The following is a 19781-nucleotide window of genomic DNA, read 5'->3' as shown; positions in this document are numbered from 1 at the left end:
AATTGGTAGGTGCCGTGCCTCCGTGCCGGCACATTTTTCAAATACAAATCGGGCCGGCAGCGACTGTGTTTCTTGTCAAGGAAAAACTACCTGGAAAGGCTGTTTTTTCTTGAGCATTGCGTTTAGGATGACGATCATCTTACGCATACAAGCCGTGATGGCAACCTTGAAAGGTTTTCCAGCCTCAATGAGGCGTTGATAGAAAGGCTTGATGACTACATTGGACGTTATGGCCGCGACTGCAGCCATATACAGGGTTGAGCGTACATCCGCCCGTCCACCCGAAATCTCGCGCTTGCCTTTCTTCTTTCCGCTGTCTTTGTTGAGAGGCGCCAGGCCGACGAGGCGACTGATTTCATGACGGCTGACATGTCCCAGTTCGGGCAGTTTTGCCATGAGCACTCTGGCAGTTATGGGGCCCACGCCTTTGAAGGTTCGGAGGAGTTCCTCTGTTTCACGCCACAGAGGCGATTTCCTGATAAGGTCATCGACATCTTTATCGATGTCTTCGATTTCCTTATCTAGGGCTGCTATGACCGTTTGAATGCTGCGCTGCACGCGATTGGAACGGGCTCGATGGAGGCGATTCTTTTCTGATGCACGCAAATCAACAAGCTGCTTCAACGGGTTACGAGTTCCTTGATTTGCTTTTCGTCCTCCGTTGGCAGCGGCTTCGGTATGGGCCTAACCGTTTGGGCAAAGCGTGCCAGCACATAAGCATCGATGGCGTCTGTCTTGGCGAGTTTTCCGATGCCTTTGGCAAAGTCCCGCACCTGACCAGGGTTGACGACAGCGATCGGCAGGCCGGCGAGACCTAACTGGGCCGCAACGGTTATCTCGTAGCCTCCGGTGGCTTCCATCACGATTACCATGGGGGTCTCTGCGTGGAGGATCTCAATCAGCGAGTCGATGCCTTGAGTGTCATTCTTGACGGTGGTGTGCATGCCTTTTGGCAGCACATGCGCATCCAACTGATCTTTAGAGATATCTATGCCAACAAAAACTTCTTCATGCATGTGTAACATCCCACCCTTGTGGATACGGACTTCTCAACGAGTCCAGGCGACTGTTCGGGCTTTTTACACGAAGGCCTCCGGTGATCCAGCTGCCGGGCAGTCTCAGAGGACCAAGGGACGAACGATCTACCGGTGCCTCTGCCCGACTCCTGCAGAGAGTCTGACAGACGTGCATCCCCCCTCTATCAGGACTCTTATATCTTGGCAACCAAGAGTCCTATTTTTTGAAGTACCTCGTATCATTGATCCAGTATCAGCCCCTCCCCTCAGCTCGGTACCGGTTCCAGAGATTCAGTACTTCATGGACAGAAACATACAAGGGACGCCGGCCCCTACCCGTCATTGAACGCACAAGGTGTTCAAAAGATCAGAAACTGTGTCATCCGCCATCAAGTAGCGAAGCACAAAGCATCGTGCCACGACCTGAGATAAATTTGGACTTTTGAGACAGCCTCTCCGTGCCGGTTCATTCTACTGATATCATTAAACATATTAAAGATGTGCCGGCACAGAGGCCGGCACCCACCAATACTTCTACCTTGAATCGGAGATCAATTTTTGGCAATTATTCTATATGCAGAAGAAAAGAACGGCGTCCAGAACGAAAGAGGGAGAATCCTTTTGGAATCTCCCTCTTTAAAACAGAATAGTGCGGAATTATCAGTGCTCGAAGAGTTTAATACTTATTCCATTGGGATCCGTAAGAGATGCGTACTTCACACCATCTCTCAATCCGTCGGTTTCGAGAAAAGTCATTCCCCTGTTTTTTAGTTCCTGGACTGAATGATTCAGATTCTGTACTTTGAAACTCATGCCGGAAACTCCACCGAAGAGCGGTCCCGCTTCGGTGAATTTGTTGTGACAGATTTCCAGTTTGTACGGTGTGCCTTCTTTTTCCATGCAAACTATGTCTAATCCGCGGGAAAGCCCTTCTGTTATTCTGAAACCAAGCATTTTATAGAACTTTATGGTTGTTTCAGGATTTGAAGTGGGAATTCCGATAGTGAGCGGATAGTCGTCAACAGAGGACCTGGTGTAATTCGACGATTCAGCTTCGGTATTGTGAGCGATTAGAAGAGCGAACACCACAAGAAACATTATCGAACAGGTAAAACCAAGAAAGAGCCTTCTAGCGTGGCCAGCCGGCAATCTCATGCTAATAGAACCTCCTACACCAATCACAGCCCCGACCTTCCTCAAAAAGGCCAGGAAAGTATACCCGAAAAATGAAATAAAAGCAATCAGCAATATCGATTATTTAGAAAAATGCTATCTTTTGTAGAGAAGCATACCCCTTATAAAGGTATTTCCACAAAGTCGCAACTGCACATAATCGATTGTCTGCCGTGTGTGCGGATCATGACACAATTTCCGCTTCTAGTCAAGCTTAATTCTTGCGTGCGTTCCTCAACTCTTCGCCTTGACTCGCTCACTATTCCCATGATAATCAACGCCTAATCTGCATCAGTTACCAGCAATGGCCCCTCTGACATTCCGAAAAGCGCTCAAAGGTGATTATCGTGGCAAGAGACTATTATCAGTGTACAATATTCCCGTACCCGATGGGCCGGCTTCGGGGTGCCTGGCACCAAAGCGCAACAGGACGCGATGCAAGGAGCATTCCAGAGCCGAAGGTAATTCTTCCGATTGCCGATGAATTTATCAGGCGCTGGAGAGAAGAATGTTCCGAACGCAACCTATATGTTGAAACCCGGTGTTTCGGCTACCCCGTCAGAGTCTACATTGAGCCTGCATTTAGAGACATTGGCTATCCGCTCAGGGAAGATCGCCGCAATGGAGACAAATCAAATTGGAATAAAGCGAGACGTTACCGATTTTTGCCATGTGTCAGAGAATTATTATTGAACTCAGAAGTTCCTCCAATAGTGAATGACAGAAATAATTCGCTAGTATTATTGGGGAAAGCCAATCACCGCCCTCGTGAGTGCTTCAAAGTAATCATCAAGGAAGGAGAACCGGAGCCGGGACTATATGGTTATTTCTTGGCAACGTTTTTCCCGGTAGACGACTGGGACAAATAAACTTGAGGAAGAGGATTGCGTGACAAAAGAAAACCCATGTGCTTGTGTGCGGCGCCTATGTCCGCGCTACATGGGTTCTTGCGATCTCTTACCTACTGAATTCTTGCGAATAAGAGAGGCATTCGATCAAACCCAGAATAAACCATTTTGTTGGTATGTCAATAGTAAATGGATAAAACAGCTCACTCAAGGATTATCTGTTCAAGTTAGAAAAAGTGATGAGCCGTGAAGCAATTTCGGTCAGGCTCGAACGGAACTCTCCAGTTGTTGATTGCTTGGTCGTCGGAAAAAAGTTCTCCTGAAAACATCAAAATCGGTTAATCTAGTGCATGACCCTATCGTAATTGGCAAACACCGAGATCTGTTTTCCTGAAACTTTTCGGAAAGAATCTCTATGGAGCGTCTCATGCATGAGATTTCGGGGCTGGAAGAGTTGAATCGCAGTGTCCTGGAGAACGGCCTCTGCGCAGCATGCGGCGCATGCGTCGGCCGATGCCCTTACCTTACCAAATTTAAAGGAAAAACCGTTAAGTTGGATACATGCACTGTGGAAAAAGGAAGATGTCATGCTTACTGTCCCATGACATTCTTCGATCCCCAGGCAGCCGGTCCGGCTCTCTTCGGTACAGCATACGATAATTCCGGGATTGGAAATGTGATCCAGTCGACTGCCGCGCGGTCCTGTGCACCGGAAGTCCGCTCCATCGCTCAGGGCGGAGGTGTGGTGACTTCGCTCGTAAGTGCAGCCCTGGAGGAAGGAATCATCCAGGCCGCGGTACTGACATCATCTGCTGATGACGGCTTTCCGTGTGGGATAGTGGCAACTGACCGACATGCCGTAATGAACTGCTCGGGATCCAAATTCGTTGGTGCTCATACGTTGGAAGCGCTACGGGATGCGCTCGATCGGGGATTTGACCGAATTGGGATTGTCGGGCTGCCCTGTCAGGTGCGAGCCATCCGAAAAATGGCCCTGCTCGATCTCAAGAACGAACATTTGCAGGAGCGTTTGAGCCTGGTTGTAGGACTTTTCTGTAATTGGGCACTCTCCGTGAGAGAGCTTCTGCCGTTTCTGCACGCGGAACTGAAAGGTCACGCGGTCAAGAAATTCGATATTCCCCCTCCCCCTGCCAATCTCTTGATAGCCTATACTGCAGAAAATCAGACCATAGAGATACCGCTGGACAATGTACGTCAATTTATCCAGAAAGCCTGCACCGTATGCGGTGACATGACATCCGAATTTGCCGACGTTTCGGTTGGCATGTACGAAGGCAGACCGGGTTGGAATACGGTGCTCGTCCGCACAACAACGGGAAGCAATCTTATCAAACTGGCTGAAGAAAAGAGGAAGATCGAATTGGAGCCATTTCCTGACGAGAATCTCCATCATCTCAAAAGTGCTGCCTTAAAGAAGAAACTACGAGAGACCGATCCGCAAGGTCGGTCGGAGCGGAGTTGAATCCATGCCGCTTCTCAATCTGAACGAACCAGGCAAAGAAGTTCTTTTCATGGGAAATGAGGCCATCGCGAGGGGAGCCCTGGAAGCAGGGGTTCAGGTGGCTACTGCGTATCCAGGAAATCCAAGCTCCGAGATTATCGCTTCCCTCGCCGGTGTTGCCCCTGAACAGGGAATGTACGTCGAATGGTCGGTGAACGAAAAAGTGGCACTGGAAATAGCCGCGGCTGCAGCCTGTTCCAACATGAATGCGCTTGTGGCCATGAAACAGAACGGTCTTAACGTTGCCTCGGATTTCCTGCTGAACCTGAACTTGACCGGCATCCGAGGCGCTCTCGTCATGGTGGTTGCAGACGATCCTTCTGGGATTTCCAGTACGAACGAGGAAGATTCGCGGATTTACGCAAAGCTTGCGGACATACCACTCCTGGAGCCTTCGACGTTTCAAGAAGCGAAAGAAATGACGCTCCAGGCCTTCGATCTTTCTCGACGTATCGGAAATGTGGTGATGATCCGCAGTGTCACCAGGATATCCCACGCTCGGGGTAATGTGGTGCTCGGGCCTTTGCCGGCGGTTTTACCTTCGCCCCATTTCGACACGTCCAAACCGTTCTGTCCCATGCCCAGTTCCGCTTCTCATCCGGTTCTTCATCGCCGGTTTTCCCAGGCCGAGGTGATACTGCAGGACAGCGCTTTCAACTTCTACGAAGGTCCGGATAACCCGGAACTCATCGTAATTACGTGCGGCGCAGGCTGGTTTTTCGCCAAGGAGGCGGTTGAGCTGCTCGGGCTGGAAGCAACAACCGGAATCCTGAAGATCGGAACAACATGGCCTCTTCCCAAGGAACTCCTCTTTAAAACGCTAAAACGTACCGAGAAGGTGCTGTTCCTTGAAGAAGTCGATCCGGTTTTGGAGAATAATGTCGCATCACTGTATGCCTTCCATAACAGACAACTCCCGGCAATCGAATTCATGGGAAAGAATTCCGGACACATTCCTTCAACTGGAGAGCTGTCACCCGAACTGGTGTTGAGAGTACTCTCAAAAATAAGCGGTGCTCCGCTTCCCCACCATGATGAGGAATATGCAGTCAGAGCCCAAGAAGCCCTTGCAGACTATGCTCCTTCCAGGTCTCTTGCTTTCTGCGCAGGATGCCCACACCGCAGTTCTCTCTGGGCGATCAAGAAGGCCTTGATTTTGGATGGCAGAGACGCTGTTCTTTTCGGTGACATCGGATGTTATTCCCTCGGGATATTCTCCACGGGCTTCTTTCAGTTGAAGACGCTTCATGCTATGGGTTCCGGAACCGGTATGGCATGCGGGTTCGGCAAGTTTGCAGAGCTGGGAGTCACTCAACCCAGTCTGGCAGTATGCGGAGATTCCACGTTCTTTCATGCCGTCGTACCCGGTCTGATAAATGCCGTCCATTCAGGCTCACACTTTCTTCTGATTGTTCTGGACAACAGCGCCACCGCAATGACCGGTTTTCAGCCTCATCCGGGCAGCCCTGTGAGCGCCATGGGAACGCCTGCAGTTTCTATCCCGATTGAAGATGTGTGCAGATCGATAGGCATGGACACAACAATCCGAGACCCGTTCGATCTGGAGGAGACATCCCGAACAATTTTTGATCTGATCCAGGAGCAGTCGGGCCCGAAAGCACTAGTGCTCAGGCATGAGTGTGCTCTGGTGAGTGCCAGAAAAGGCAAGCCCCGGTACAAACTGAGGGTCGATCCTGAAAAATGCATCGGAGAGAACTGCGGCTGCGACCGTCTGTGCACGAGAGTTTTCAAGTGTCCCGGGTTGATTTGGGACAAAGCTTCGGCCAAATCCAAGATTGACGAAGCCATATGCGCCGGTTGCGGGGTTTGCGCGGATATCTGTCCTGCACGGGCTATCATCAGAGAAGAGGCATGATCATGCTCAAGGACCCGTACAACATCATCATTGCCGGAGTCGGCGGTCAAGGAAACGTCCTGGGCTCACAACTCATCGGAGCCATTCTCGTCGAACAAAAATACAAGGTAACCATAGGCGAAACATACGGAGCCTCCCAGCGTGGCGGCTCGGTAATGAGCCATGTGCGCATTTCCCGTGTTCGCCAGTACGGGCCGTTAATTCCCCCCGGAGCTGCAGACCTCATTATCGCGCTGGAGCCCAGCGAAGCCGCTCGGGTGCTGGCACATTACGGAAATCGCGATACTGTGGCTGTGGTGAACACGCGTCCGGTATACTCCATCGACGTGACAAGCGGCTCGGTAGCTTATCCGAATGTCGGGGAATTATTGCAGAAAATCAAAGGACTCGCGGGCAGAACATTCTTCCTGGACGCGACGGAGAAAGCGCTGGAAATGGGCAACCCCATACTGGCCAATATTGTCATGCTTGGAGCAGTATCCTACGGAGGAATGCTTCCCATTACGGAAAGCAATCTCGGGAAAGCAATCAGCGAAGTTCTCTCTGAAAATAAAGTGGGGATAAACCTTCAGGCTTTTGCAGCGGGAAAAGATTTAGCTGCAACGACTCCACACATTTAGCCGAAAAGTACAAGTACACAAAGACCGTCGGCTATTTGGTGGCGCCATAAAGCTCCGCTTGAGACGCGCTTGATGGATATTAGTAACTCCAGAAACCAAAGTAGACTTGCAGGCGCATACACCGATGCAGTAAGAGAAGTGACTTGACAGGCTGGAGCGGGATTTCAAAGCCTTTTTAGCTTCTCCTCGGCTGAAGACTTATCCTCATTGGTTTCAGGTTTCTGGGGGTCTTTATTTTGATCACCGGCATCGCCGCGATAAAGGACTTTGACTATGTCCAAAATGAGCTTGTGATCCGCTGGAAGCGGATCTAGACCTTTTAAATATGGTTCAACTATCCCGAGACCGTCCGAGAGTTCAGCTCTAGCTCTCTTTATTGATTCTGAGATTTTCCCTATTTGCTTCAAACCATTATCGACCTCTTTTTTCCATTTTCTTACAAATCTATTATCATCGGTAGCTGATTCCGAGAATTGACTAAAGGGCTGGTAGTCAGCTGGATAGTTCTCTGGCAATGTAATCCATATGATCGGATAAGGTTTGTTATTCCAGACTCCTTTCAACTTCTCCCAACCCACAATAACACCCCGCACCTGCTGTAGGTCTTTATCAGTCTTACCCAACATATGGGCAAGTTCCAAAGAAATGACCATTATGCCTGGATACGTATGCTTACCAACGCGAAATCCGGTATCTATTTCGGGTCCTAAGTAGTCTGTCTTTGGCCAATTGTGCGGTTTGAATTTTGGACAATCAGTAGGGGCATTACATGACTCAGTTTCAGTACACTGATGTTGAAATTGTTTGTTGGCACTATCGAGTACCGCGACATACAATTCAGGGCCGTGAAACTGGATTTTGCGGTTTCGTATGGGAAATCCAGCAACCCAAGCGCTCGCTTTGAACCTGATCAGCCCTTTTTCTATTTCTTGTTTGTCACATCTGTATAAAGCCCAAAGAAAACATACAACGAGCTTGTGTAACTGCTCGTATCCAGAAATTTCGAAAACATAGATGAACTCATCACCGACAGCCTTCCAGAGAAAATTATCTAAACCCTCCGAGCTGACGAGATCCTTTATCTCTTCTCTTTTTTCAATCGCTTTTTGAAATGTACCGTGAAAACCTTTCAGGCGGTCTTTGATGATTTCAGCCCAATCATAATTTTCAATTGCCCAGTCATAAAGAATGGCCCGTATGCAATCATCGCTATCATCTAAACGGAATTTTTGCAGCTCAATGTGTGGCTGATCATCCGATTTCCGGTCCGATAATTTTTGAAAAATTTTCTTGCGGTCTATATATGTATTAACCAGTTTTGTGTGATTACGGTCGTTTTTCAAAGCGGTGGAACCTGAAATATCCACGCTCAAGAATAATCTGACTTTGCTTTCAGTTCGGTTTTCAGCATCATACATTATGTATGTAACCGTTTCTCACATCTGCCGCTGCCACTGAGACTTCGAAATGACCTGCAACAGCAGACAGATTACCGTTGAATACTTGGACAGCCTGTTTGAACTCTTCTTTCGGCATTAACAAGGCAGCGGCAAATCTATTTGCTTCCCATTCGAAAACATCAGAGCCGTAGCGATTGAAGACTACTGTTTCTTCCCCCTCATCTTTATAGTGTAGAAAATAATGGCCCAACTCGTGAGCTATCGTAAAATTGTCTCTCAAAATGGAAGTGTACGGGGATAGAAATATTGTAAATGTTCGATCTGAATTTACGACGAGAGATCCGCTTCCATTTTCAGCTTCTTCAAAAGGATTCAGGTTACGAATTCTTCCACCAAGTCTCCTCACTATCCACTCGAGCATTTCCCTGGCACCAGGATGGTTTTTTTCGAATTCAGGGTTTTCTCCGGCCATTTTCTTCTTCACGATATCTCGAAGTCTTGCGGTTAGCTCCTCGATATCTCCATAAGTGCCGCCGTAAAATACTCGTTTACCCATGAGATCACCCTTTTCCCTGGATGAAGAGGACTATGAAGCCGTTTAATAAGTTTATCATCAAGTTTCTTTCTTCTGCAAGGGTTAATCGGATCAGTTATAAAGGATGATATTGGCAAGGTTCAGCTTTTTCGTTGAAGGAGATCATACGCGCTCCTCTGCACAGAGTCAATGAATTTTCAAAATGATGAAGACCTATGAGCCTAAGCTGAAAAACGCTTCCGGAAGCAGAACATTTGTCGCAACAGTAGAACCAAATCAATGGAATGATTTGGCTCTACGCGAGCGCCAGTCCCTACGCTGAGTCAGCGGGCTGGCTGCCTCTATGCGGCCCTAATACAATCAATAAGTGAGATTGTATATAGTGGAATTGGGGGCTTACCACAATCCGGACAGATCTTTCTTCCTGTGGAGCGTACTGTATGCTTTGTACCCGGCAAGGACCTTCTTCACATACATCCTCGTCTCAAAATACGGAATGTTGTCGATGAACTCGTCCTGCTTCATTTTTCCCCGTTTTCGCAGCCAGCTTCTCACCTTGTTTTCGTCGGCATTGTAAGACGCGACTGCAGGGACCAGGTTTCCCTTAAATTTCTTGAGATTTTTCGCCAGAATACTGGTCCCATAAGCGATATTGCGGTCAGGATCGAGTACATCCTGGATGGATTTTGCAGGAATCTTTCCGTGAATTCTGGTGAGTCCTATTGCTGCCGGAGTGACTTGCATAAGCCCGAGCGCTCCCGCCGGAGAAACGGAATCCGGGTCATATGCGCTTTCCTGGCGAATTATCGCCCACACGAGATGTGGGTCTACCGAGTGCTTCTCCGCGTATTTCATGGTCTGAGAGAAATGTATCCTGGGAAACGCTATTTCGGTGAATTCCGCAGGAGCATTGTCTGGAGGATTGTATGCAATAGATCCAAAAGCGGTAATCAGGATCTGCCGTGCTTCATGATATTTTTCCGCACCATAAGCGGCTCTGGCAATAAGAAGACTGACGGATTGCAGCGATCTCGTCGCTTTGGGCAACATCTGCACCTGCATCAACGCAAATTCGTACAAACCGCAGTCCATGAGCTTCATTGCAGCCATAATGTATTTGTCCGAAGCAAGAACCGGGGAAATACCAACATCCGGAAAACTCGAGGTGGAGTTCTTCTCGAATGTCGAGCCTTTCGCATGGAGAATGGCCTGAGCCTCATGAGCGTAATAATCGACCGGATTGGCCTTGACGAGATCTTTAAGAAGCGACTCGGCATCGTTCCATTTACCGGCCTGCATCAGGGCTCGGGCTTGCCAGTATTTCGATGCCGACTCAATGCGCTCCCCTGATGACATTTGTCTCGTTTCACGGAAAGTGTCGGCTGCTTCTGCATACTTCCCGTTCCAGTATTTGATCCAGGCTCTTTTCCAATTCACATCCACTTTCGTGGAGATCTCGGGATTGGTATCGAGAAGCTTCTTGAAATACTGATCTGCTTCCGCGTACGCTCCCTTTTCGAAACTGTGGGCACCGAGATTGAAGAGGGCTTTCCGTTTGAGTTTGATATTTCCCTTGTCCACCAGATTTTTGGAATAGGTTTGAAATTCCTTGTCCTTGTCAAGACGCCAGTGCAAAAGGCTCAGCAGATACAGCACCTCCATTCGATCCTCATCCGACATTTTCTTCTTCATGAGTTCGTTCAGAAGAGCGATTGCCTTTTCATTCTGTCGGCCCTTGTATCGACATCGGGCCAACTTCAGGAGCATGGCAGTATCTTCGGGTTTCGTCTTGAGCAGTAGTTGATACACGTCTGCAGCGAGATCGAATCGCCCCTTATTATAAAGACGCGTGGCCCGGGCAAGCTGGTCGGTTTGTGAAAACGTAAGCTTCGCGATTTTTCCCTCAAGCTCCATTTTGTGCAGGCCATCTGCCGCTCTGAGACCTTCAAGCGACGCAGGATGCTGCAAATAGAGCCACTGATAGTGCTTGGCTGCGTTTTTATAATCGCCCAGGTTCCGTTGCAGGTCCGCGAGTTTTAGAGTAAGCGAAATTTTTAGCTTGTCAGACCTGTTGGAGATCGTCTTTTCGATTAAAGGCACCGCTTCAGAACAATTGCGCTTACAGAGAAGCTCCAGAAGCATCTCGCGTACGGCCTGAGCGTACGGTCCGTTTTGCATCTCTTTGGAAGCTTTGCCGAGGGTTGCCTCTGCAGCAGCGGCATCGCCTTTCTTCAGCTCTGCTCTGGCAATGAGGAGGTACGCGGGACCTCCGTACACGGGGTCGGAAAGAATTCTTTCCCACGCTGTTTTCGCGTTCTGTAGATGCCCCTCGTCCAGGAATTTTTTCCCTTGTATAAAGCACGAATCTGCATCAACAGGTACTTGTGAAGGAGCAGACAAGCAATGGGCGGGAATCAAGACCAGCAAAAGAACTGTAAGAACGGCAATCATCAAACCTTCTTTCAAGGCATTCCTCTCCCCAGGTCACACCATGATAACAATTCTCATGTATTACGCAAGATTACAATCGGAATTGTAGAGATATCCGTATACGTGGCAAAACAAGGCTCTAATACATCCCGTGTGGTGAGTGGACCGGCATGTGTCAGTCCACTCGGTTTTATCTCTATGTGCGGTATACCCTATACTGCTTGAAACATCCAGGGAGTACTCTCTGCCGACTTCATCTCGAGTTCCAATCGTTCGGATCGTCCTATTCCGAGGAACACCATGAGGCTCAAATGCTCCTTCAACTGTCGAGTAATAAGGAAATTTTCCCGCACGAACTCCCTTGCTTTTCGTCCCATTTCATAAATCTTTTCGGGACGCTTCAGAAGATAGCGGATGCGGAGAGCCGCTCCTTCAGGCGTGCTTACGAGAAATCCCGTATGATGGTTCAAGACCTGGAGACGGATGCCTCCGGTGTTGCCGCCAATTACCGGTTTCGCTTTCCACAGGCCTTCAGTCACGGTAAGTCCGAACCCTTCCCGCACGGACTTCTGAATCACGATATCGGCAGCCCTTTGCAGCGCGTTGATAGTCCTGTGCGCATCGGGAGCAAGGAGCAGAATGTACAGGTCCGGATCGTCGTGAGCCACAGCACGGACCTGCGAGAGTACCGCCTCTCCTTCAGGGTCGTCGGTCGCTCCTCCCCCTGCAAGGACCAGTTGCAAAGAAGGCACAAACGTTTTTGCCAACCTGTATGCCTGGATCACTCCCACCGGATCTTTAAACCTATCGAAGCGGGAAACCTGAAGCACCATCGGTCGTTCAGGATCGATCCCGAACTGGAGCTGTGTCTTGAGCACTTCCTTTGCATCCAGATCCATATTCTTCTCGCTCAATGGATCGATGCTCGGTGCTACCAGATACAAATTGTGCGGCAACGATTGTGCAAAATCCGGTAATGAGAAAATGCTTGCATCGTAACCAAGGACATATTTTCTGAGATATTTCCAAACCGGTCGATGGGGGTGGCTCAGATCGATATGACAGCGCCAGATCCATTTTCCTTTTCGATTCGGACACCATTCCAAAAGAGGAAGCGGTTGAGGATCGTGGATGAAAACGATATCCGCCTCCTCCAGCACAGAGCGCATTTCTTCCGCATTATCTTTATTTACTTCTTCATATGCAGCCAGGAGCGTGTCACTGAGCGGAACCTCTTTTCCTTGAAGACCGTTATGAAAATTCTTCGTGCATTCATAAAAACGGTCATTTCCGGCAATAACCTCCCATCGAGCGTCGATTCCTAGCTCCTTCTTCAAAGGAACAAGTTTTGTGAGGATTTCAGCGACCCCACCTCCGATTCGGGTGGAGTTCACGTGAACGACTTTCATTCCCTGTATTGGTTGAGCAAGTTGCCAAAGGTGATTGATGACATCTTGGCCCGTTACTGCGGCATAGTCCTGAATTGTGAGCATTAAGCAGACCTCCGGAAAAATTGACCGAATACTCCATCGAGCTCGGTGCGAAGCTCGGATAATGTCGTGAAATAAGGATCGACTGCTGCCAAAGCGTGGCACAATTCCTCGTGAGTTTCTTCGAGACAGCCCAACCACGAACGGAAATCGTCCAATCCGGCGGGGGTTCTCCGACGCGCGTCTATGAAATGATAGAAGATGCTGCCCAGCGCCATCTTCGGTACGAATTCTGCCAGGCCCGGCGCATCGTCAATCAACACACCCGTATCGAATACGACAATTTCAGAGCGGATGAAATGAAATTGAAGGTCAGCTTGAACCCAGATCGGACGCTCAATTTCTTCCAGCCGTTGTTCGATTACTTCCAACAATTCCTGTCTCAAGGATTCCAGATCCAGAAAATCGGTGGGATCTATTACCGCCAATCGTTCGGCAAGAATATCGTCGTGCAGCGCATAATGTGACCACACGGCGAATTCATTGTTAAATTGCGGGTCATCGAAGCGAGACCTGAGCAAGCCTCCCCAGAAATGGTAATAAATGCTTCCCGGATGTATGTTGATAAGCCTGTCTCTCATTTCTCTCAGGTTTTGGGCTTTTTCTCCGGTCGCAATTGCAACCAGCGAACAGTCCTTCAGGGCAAAAGGCCCAATGTTATTTTGTTGATCTGCCATTTCACTCCCCTTAACAAATTGCGTTTGTGCGAATTCAAAGCTCGTTAATGCTAATTCTCGTTTATCAACAAAATTGCAGGAAAAGCAGCGAGCGCTTCTCCCACGGAAAGGGCTCCATCTATTGCATGCACTTCACTGTTTGTGAGAAAGTCTCTCCATTCATCAGGCAAATCGTTCGGTAAAATAACCGTCGTATCCTGCCAGACTTTTTTCCCCAGAGGAAGTTCGTCTGCCGGGACGACAGCGGATAAGAGTCTCGGAGCAATCGTTATTCCCCATCTGTCTTCATACCCTCTCGCGAAAGCTACTATTCTGTCACCGAACACACCTGCTGTTTTCAGCGGGAGGTAACTTCCTTTTAGAAAGAGGTTGGGCATTAATCGTCTTACGGCAAGGAGCTTGTGTATGCAAAACAACTTTATCCGACCGTCTTCCTTGGTGTGTATCAACTCTTCAGTTAATTTTCGAACGCCCTGAACACCCTTTTGCCTTAGTTCCGTAAGCATATGCCGTCTTTTCAGGTAATCCACCGGACGTCTGTTATCGGGATCGACAAGATTCAGATCCCATAAATCGCTCCCCTGGTAAAAATCTGCTACGCCCGGCGCAGTAGCCTTCAGGACCACTTGGGAAAGCGAGTTGAGTATGCCGTAATGGCCGATTTTCCTCTGAAAGGGCAAGAACGATTCCAGAAAATCACTGTCCGGTTTAAGAATATCATCCACGAATGCAAGGTACGCCTCTTCATATGCAGTGTCGGGCCTGATCCATTCAGTATGCACTTTGGCCTCTCTCACTGCTTTGACCACGTACTCCTTGACTCGTTCGGTAAACTCCGGAATTTCTGCATCATCGAACGGAAATGCTCCAACAAGGGTTTGATAGAGGAAATATTCGTCGTTCTTGTCAGGCACTCTTTTCCCTGAAATGGTCCTTTTTTTGTCTACATTGATGCCGTGCCATTTCTTGAGTTCCGTTTCCCATTCATCGGGAAACTCTGAAAGAACGCTAATCCGCGCCCGCATGTCTTCACCACGTTTTGTGTCATGCGTCGCGGTTGCATTCATGGAGTAAGGCCACGATTCCCGCCGTCTGCCGATGAACCTGTGGAAGTCGTCGGTAGATATTCCACAGCGATCCGGCACTCCACCTACTTCGTTCAGAGACAGGAGCCGGTTGTAAACATACAATGCAGTATCTTCAAAACCTTTAGCCATCAGCGGACCCGTGAATTGCTGGAATTTCATTGTGAACCTGAGCCACTCTGCTCGCTCGTCATCAGAGAGATAATCGGGATACTCCAAAAGAAGAAATCGCTTGAGGAATTCGAGTTCGTACTTCAGACCGGGACTCCGGGCCATCGCTTTTCCCAGAGCTTCGGATATGTAGTGCCTGTCGCTTTCGCTGAAACTCGAATTACTCACGTAGGATCGATATACGGGAAATTCGATGAGCACTTCGGTCATTGCCCGGTGCAATCCCTGGAGCGTAATATCGCTACCGTGTCTATCGCGGCCTGAAATGCGTTTCAACAATTGAGCAAGGTTGTCCACGTCTCCGGCCATGTGCTCCTCGGCGATCACTCTCTTGGTGTGTCTCACCACTTCTCTGAGAGGTTCCCGAATGCCGGAGAAATCGGCGTAGATCTTCGTAATTGTTGCGTCGTTATCCGGATTGCAGAACAATTGCGTCATAATATTGAGAAAGTCGTAGCCGCTTGTTCCCTGAATGGGCCATGAATTCGGCAGAGCCTCATCCGGGTGCAAAATCTTTTCCACTACGATGTACACATCCGGCACTTTTTCTCTCAATCGGACGAGGTATTCCAGAGGATCGTACAGCCCGTCCACGTGATCTATCCTGAGGCCCGAAAAGATTCCGTTGTTGACGAGTTCCATGGTGTACGCGTGCGTGTCTTCGAAAACGACAGGGTCCTGGACGCAACATGAAATCAGCCCGTTAATATTGAAAAATCGCCGATAATTTATCTCTTTGGTGGCGACTTTCCAGTACGCCAACCGGTAGAATTGCTCGGATAGAAGGCTCTCAATGAGGCCGAACCTGTCAGAATTGTCATTCTGCCCGTTAAATATGCGCAGATTTGTCTCAATGAAGGCTTTTATGTGAGAATTCCCGCGATACAGTTCCCAGAGCATTCTCTTGATGAACGTGGTTTGATGATATCTTTCCTCACTCTGCACCTGGGGCAATGTCTTGATGACGTACAAAATCCCGAGCAGTTTGATGAAATCCGGATGCTCCTCCCCAAGAGTATTGCGTAACGATTCCAAGCGGTACGTGAGAAGACTGTCATAGGTTCCCGGGCGAACGGGAAATCTCAAATCGTAATAGGCCACTTCAAGTCCGTCCCGACCGTAAATAATGCTTATTTCGCCCGATTCCAGCGCTTCTCCGAAATGACTTCCCAGGAACGGCGTTAAAAGTCGACCTTTCAGTCCTTCCAGATGATGATCCCATTCAATGTCGAAGTACTTGAAATACTGCGAGGAACTCCCATGCTCCAGGATGTCCATGAGCATGGTATTGTGTTGATCGTACGCCATATGATTCGGAACGATGTCCTGTATCCATCCCATGCCGTGAAGTCGCAGCGTATCGATGAGAGATGCAAAATCTATCTCCGTGCCGAATTCCGGATTCAGTCGATTCGGGTCCACCACATCGTACCCATGATCGCTGGCCTTTTTTGCCTGAAAGACCGGAGAAGCGTACACGTGGGTTATCCCCAGATCGGTTAAATAGGATAATATCCCGGAGATATCCGAAAAACCGGTCGAGGGAGTGAACTGAATACGATAAGTTGCTGACGGGATGTTCATGGACTCTCCTCATTCCTAGCAGACCGCTTGGGTTGGAAGGGGCTTTTCCCGGATCGAGGCCGCTAATTGTGAATAGTACCGGGAAAACTGTATCGTTGTACGCAGCAATGATTCGAGCACGCGTCAACCCGAGTATGCGGTTGATGCCATGACATAGTTTAACTGCAAACAGCTTATTTTTGCAACCATGATGCCAAGAACTACTTCGTATTCATTTTAATTGCATTGTTCTTTGGCCAATCCGTATTAGGTGCAAAAGTAATCAGGACTCATAGTTTTCTTCTCCAGAAGAGATGAGTTGAATCTATGCTTTCAGGCAAACGGCTTCATATTTTCGACGACAAATTGTTTACAGGAATATATGGACCTCTTCAAAAGGACGGATTTTCCTCTATCGCAAATACATGGATTATGTTGGGTCGATGACAGAACAAGCGTAGAGTGTTTTTTTCCACGTGAGAGTCGCTTATAATGGTCCGCGATGGTATGTCCATGCGGCTTCAGCATTCTCTTTGGCTGGACACTACCGCGCTGTGTTCGGATGACGCGCGACCGGAAAAACTGTTGACCGGGCGGTGGGCGGTGAGGTACGGTCAGAACAAGGACAAAGGGGCCCCTTTCATCAACGTGACGGTTTTTGCCTGCGTTCGGTCCCGTGGGACTGGCAGCGGATACCCTATAGGGGTCAGCCGAGGTATCCCGAGCCGCTTTCGGCTGCCCCAAGAGGCTCAAGATGGCAAGGCCGCCGCATAATCCCGCATAAGATCCTGCACAGTAGGTCAGGCACGGAGTGCAATTACGTGCCTCCTGGGGAGGTTGTCATGAAATTCAAAGTGTTCAAATGCGTAGCGGTTCTCTATCTGGCTGTTTGCTCATCTGTTCTTGCAGGCGAACAACCCGGTCTGCAACGGATTTCCGATCATGTATACGGCTATGTCGACATTAAGAACGCATCACCTGCCGGCAACAGTTTCGGAGCGAACACCGGCCTGATCGTTGGCCGAGATGCCGCGTTGGTAGTCGATACGCTCGTTTCTGCGAAAGAAGCTGACCGCTTCCTGGCCGACATACGTAAGGTGACAGACAAGCCGGTGAAGTACGTGGTCAACACCCATTATCACCTGGACCACGCATGGGGTAATTGCCAGTTCGTCAAGCTGGGGGCAGTTGTGATCGCACACGCCAATACTCGTCCGCACATAGCGGAAGCAGCAAAAACACTGGCAAACCCTGAGGTTTTCGGTCTGACGACCAAGGACCTGGAAGGCACGACGGTACAGGCTCCGACTATCACATTCACGGACTCCATGACCGTCGATCTGGGAGATGTCACTGTAGAATTGCGCTATCCCGGCCCGACCCATACGAATGACAGCATCACGGTCTACGTACCCAAAGACAACGTGATTTTCTTGGGTGACATTCTTTTCTCCCGTTATCACCCTTTCCTGGGAGAAGGCGACCTCGACAACTGGCAAAAGGTGCTCGTCGAACTCCAGGGCACCCCCGCGGCGAAGATCGTTCCGGGACATGGTCCGGTTGCAGGCAAGAGCGACCTCGAGGCAATGAAAACGTACATGCGCGAATTCGATACTCTGGCTCGCTCCCTTTGCTCCGGAAAATCGGCTCAGGATGCGCCGGCTATCGCTCAGGAAATCATCAGACGTCTTCCTGACCAACAACGCTCCGAGTTGCCGAAGCTGGTTGAGTTCAATTTGAGAGCCAAGTACCTGCCACAACCCGAAGCTAAGAAATGAACAATTCGCTATCAGACTGAGATAGAATCTCAATTTAGCCAGCGTAGGATGCTGTGAGCCCGCGATCCGCGCGGGTGAACCGCATCAATCAAGGTCTTTCGCGACCGATGCGATTCGCTTCGCTCATCACATCCTACGCGAGCTGAGATAGAATCGTTATTTGATTTACTTTTTCAGTGCATCGAAAGAAGCCTTCGCCTCAGGCGAGAACTTGTGAAATGCCAGGAGATCCTCGCAAGGTGCCCCCGCGCAGGATGCACAGTTGGTCAGGCCTTTTTCGATGCAGCACTCTCTAATCTTACAAACTCGACAGTAACTTATCTGTCTGCCGCCAGTTGTCAGGCATCCGTCACAGTTGATCTCTTCGGGCTTGAAATTCAAGCCGAATTTCTCGGCATACAAAGCTGCGGTCTTTGCTCTGGCAACGTCATCGTCGTTCTGTGTTGCCAGAAAAGAGGGACAACTGGAGCAAACAAGACCACAACACGCTATCATTCCGGACATGAATTATTCTCCTCTCCCACAATATGTACTTGGATAACTGAGGTTAACCATACTTTTTCGGTATAATGCGATTTAGCATTGAGAGCAAAATGTCGTACCCTCAACTTCTATAGCACAACTGATACCGATTCGCTTTTCTTTTTGTAATCTGGCAGGTTGGAGGTATCCTTCGCTACGAACGGCACCGCCTGACTTCGCTTCGGAGACATGCCGGGACCGGATTTGCCAGATGTTACTTCTTTGAATGCACATTGGCATAATTCACTTCAATATTTACCAACATTTCGGGATTCCGGAACTTTTTCTCAACGGTCTTTGACGTACTAAGTATGTGCTTTTTGAAAAAAAGAAGGCACTGTCACGGGCCGGTAGAGTGAAATTGATTCGGGCGAAAATGAAGAAGCCGTGTAGCCTGGCAGGAATTGCTGTAGAGACAGAATAGCGCGAATGACTACGTAAAAATTGACGCTGGTTTCCAACGGCTTCCGCTCTTCATGAAACGGACCGTCCCGACGGATTCGCAATTTTTGACGATTCCGTCACGAGGAGGTGTTCTCATGCTGTATTGGGCAATCGTGTTTCTCATCATAGCGTTAGTAGCCGGTGCTCTGGGCTTTGGCGGAATAGCGGGAACAGCGGCTACAATCGCCAAAATCCTGTTTGTCGTCTTCCTGGTGCTCTTTTTGGTATCGCTCGTCTCAGGATGGCGAAGACCACCGGTATAGCGCTCCGATTTTGGAAGACATTCTTGCCTGCACCTGGTGTTCGAGACTGAGTCTCGTCCGAGTGGAAAACTGCGGCCTGGTCTCCCATTGGCCGAAGAGTCGAAGAATAGGTCGAGCAGCGAACTCGACAGAATGCCTCCGACACGGCCGAGAATTTACGCTCGCCCGCATCCATTAATACGAAAAGAAAAATTTGAATATAGAGGAGATTTCCTATGTCAACATTGTTGTTGATCGTTTTACTCGTTTTGCTCATAGCGGCTTTGCCTGCTTGGCCGTACAGCCGAGGTTGGGGGTATTACCCTAGTGGAGGTTTGAGCCTGGTCTTGATTATCATTCTGCTTTTATTGGTATTCGGAATGATCTAA

Annotated in this window: 15 protein-coding genes and 1 pseudogene; 7 read left to right on the top strand and 9 right to left on the bottom strand. The window is 49.1% G+C overall.

Features of this window, described 5'->3' with window-relative positions; genetic code table 11:
• Positions 1-75 precede the first annotated feature (75 nt).
• Positions 76-1016: pseudogene (locus DESTI_RS06795) on the bottom strand (IS110 family RNA-guided transposase).
• Between the two features lie 660 nt (positions 1017-1676).
• A complete protein-coding gene (locus DESTI_RS06790) occupies positions 1677-2171 on the bottom strand; it encodes a VOC family protein (RefSeq protein WP_014809224.1) in 495 nt (164 codons plus the stop codon).
• Positions 2172-3464: 1293 nt separating this feature from the next.
• On the opposite strand from DESTI_RS06790, the gene DESTI_RS06780 reads away from it, so the two are divergent.
• The 3 genes from DESTI_RS06780 to DESTI_RS06770 are packed head-to-tail and all read left to right on the top strand — an operon-like array spanning position 3465 to position 7055.
• Positions 3465-4520 carry a Coenzyme F420 hydrogenase/dehydrogenase, beta subunit C-terminal domain gene (locus DESTI_RS06780; RefSeq protein WP_014809222.1) on the top strand — a complete coding sequence of 352 codons (1056 nt, stop codon included), beginning with the start codon at positions 3465-3467 and terminating at the stop codon, positions 4518-4520.
• A 4-nt stretch (positions 4521-4524) separates the two neighbouring features.
• Entirely contained in the window at positions 4525-6435 is a 1911-nt protein-coding gene (locus DESTI_RS06775; RefSeq protein WP_014809221.1) for a thiamine pyrophosphate-dependent enzyme, read from the top strand.
• Entirely contained in the window at positions 6432-7055 is a 624-nt protein-coding gene (locus DESTI_RS06770; protein WP_157212111.1) for an indolepyruvate oxidoreductase subunit beta, read from the top strand. Before DESTI_RS06775 ends, DESTI_RS06770 begins: the two co-directional genes overlap by 4 nt.
• A gap of 164 nt (positions 7056-7219) precedes the next feature.
• Here DESTI_RS06770 and DESTI_RS06765 read toward each other — a convergent pair whose 3' ends face one another.
• The 6 genes from DESTI_RS06765 to treY form a co-directional block, all read right to left on the bottom strand.
• Entirely contained in the window at positions 7220-8473 is a 1254-nt protein-coding gene (locus tag DESTI_RS06765) for a hypothetical protein (RefSeq protein WP_014809219.1), read from the bottom strand.
• Positions 8466-8939, bottom strand: a complete 474-nt coding sequence (locus DESTI_RS06760; RefSeq protein WP_157212110.1) for an ImmA/IrrE family metallo-endopeptidase — start codon at positions 8937-8939, stop codon at positions 8466-8468. The genes DESTI_RS06765 and DESTI_RS06760 overlap by 8 nt, the downstream gene beginning before the upstream one ends.
• A 447-nt stretch (positions 8940-9386) precedes the next feature.
• Complete coding sequence (locus DESTI_RS06755) at positions 9387-11456, bottom strand: lytic transglycosylase domain-containing protein (RefSeq protein ID WP_041286023.1); 2070 nt, start codon at positions 11454-11456, stop codon at positions 9387-9389.
• Positions 11457-11632: 176 nt separating this feature from the next.
• On the bottom strand, positions 11633-12913 hold the full coding sequence (locus DESTI_RS06750; protein WP_014809216.1) for a glycosyltransferase: 1281 nt from the start codon (positions 12911-12913) through the stop codon (positions 11633-11635).
• Positions 12913-13587: a DUF5752 family protein gene (locus DESTI_RS06745; protein ID WP_014809215.1), complete on the bottom strand. Its 675-nt coding sequence runs from the start codon at positions 13585-13587 to the stop codon at positions 12913-12915. The genes DESTI_RS06750 and DESTI_RS06745 overlap by 1 nt, the downstream gene beginning before the upstream one ends.
• Before the next feature lie 50 nt (positions 13588-13637).
• On the bottom strand, positions 13638-16427 hold the full coding sequence (gene treY / locus DESTI_RS06740) for a malto-oligosyltrehalose synthase (RefSeq protein WP_014809214.1): 2790 nt from the start codon (positions 16425-16427) through the stop codon (positions 13638-13640).
• Positions 16428-16898: 471 nt separating this feature from the next.
• On the opposite strand from treY, the gene DESTI_RS06735 reads away from it, so the two are divergent.
• The gene (locus DESTI_RS06735; protein WP_014809213.1) at positions 16899-17180 is read left to right on the top strand and encodes a hypothetical protein; all 282 of its coding nucleotides are present in this window, start codon (positions 16899-16901) and stop codon (positions 17178-17180) included.
• 68 nt (positions 17181-17248) lie between these two features.
• Complete coding sequence (locus DESTI_RS06730; RefSeq protein ID WP_014809212.1) at positions 17249-18184, top strand: MBL fold metallo-hydrolase; 936 nt, start codon at positions 17249-17251, stop codon at positions 18182-18184.
• A 165-nt stretch (positions 18185-18349) separates the two neighbouring features.
• Here the strand turns inward: DESTI_RS06730 and DESTI_RS06725 are convergent, their stop codons facing one another.
• Complete coding sequence (locus DESTI_RS06725) at positions 18350-18688, bottom strand: DUF3795 domain-containing protein (protein ID WP_014809211.1); 339 nt, start codon at positions 18686-18688, stop codon at positions 18350-18352.
• 557 nt (positions 18689-19245) lie between these two features.
• On the opposite strand from DESTI_RS06725, the gene DESTI_RS29760 reads away from it, so the two are divergent.
• Both DESTI_RS29760 and DESTI_RS29755 read left to right on the top strand, forming a co-directional pair.
• On the top strand, positions 19246-19413 hold the full coding sequence (locus DESTI_RS29760) for a DUF1328 domain-containing protein (protein WP_014809210.1): 168 nt from the start codon (positions 19246-19248) through the stop codon (positions 19411-19413).
• Between the two features lie 215 nt (positions 19414-19628).
• Positions 19629-19781, top strand: coding sequence for a DUF3309 family protein (locus tag DESTI_RS29755; RefSeq protein ID WP_014809209.1), 153 nt, complete (start codon positions 19629-19631; stop codon positions 19779-19781).

It is taken from the genome of Desulfomonile tiedjei DSM 6799 (assembly GCF_000266945.1).
Lineage (GTDB): Bacteria > Desulfobacterota > Desulfomonilia > Desulfomonilales > Desulfomonilaceae > Desulfomonile > Desulfomonile tiedjei.
The sequence above is the reverse complement of the archived record's forward strand: the minus strand, read 5'-3'. Positions and strand labels throughout refer to the sequence as shown.